We start from the raw sequence: 283 nt of genomic DNA, 5'->3' as shown, positions 1-283 counted from the left end.
GCATCAACTGCAACTGACGATTTACGATAGGACCTAATAAAGCTTTGGTTACTTCAGAGAAATTCATATGGCGCGGAATTTCAATGAGTGGCAGATGGTGAGCGTCAGCAGCCGCGATGAACTCAGGTGGAATCGTCTCCATATAGAAGCCCGTATGAATGGCTACGGCTGATAAGCCTTGCTTGGCGAGCTTTTCGATGAAGAAGCGCCGATTAGCTTCTGTATCAAGCCCATAGCCAGTCGTAATGAGGAACTCACCCTCCTGCAGCCGAGAAATATCTTC

1 protein-coding gene is annotated in these 283 nt (G+C 48.1%); it reads right to left on the bottom strand.

The features are described from left to right. Positions 1 to 283: PucR family transcriptional regulator ligand-binding domain-containing protein (locus LKX83_RS32450; RefSeq protein WP_227887397.1), on the bottom strand; the 283-nt coding region annotated here is incomplete at both ends.

It is taken from the genome of Cohnella baijiui (assembly GCF_020731285.1).
Classification (GTDB): domain Bacteria; phylum Bacillota; class Bacilli; order Paenibacillales; family Paenibacillaceae; genus Cohnella.
This window is presented reverse-complemented; position numbering and strand designations above follow the sequence as displayed.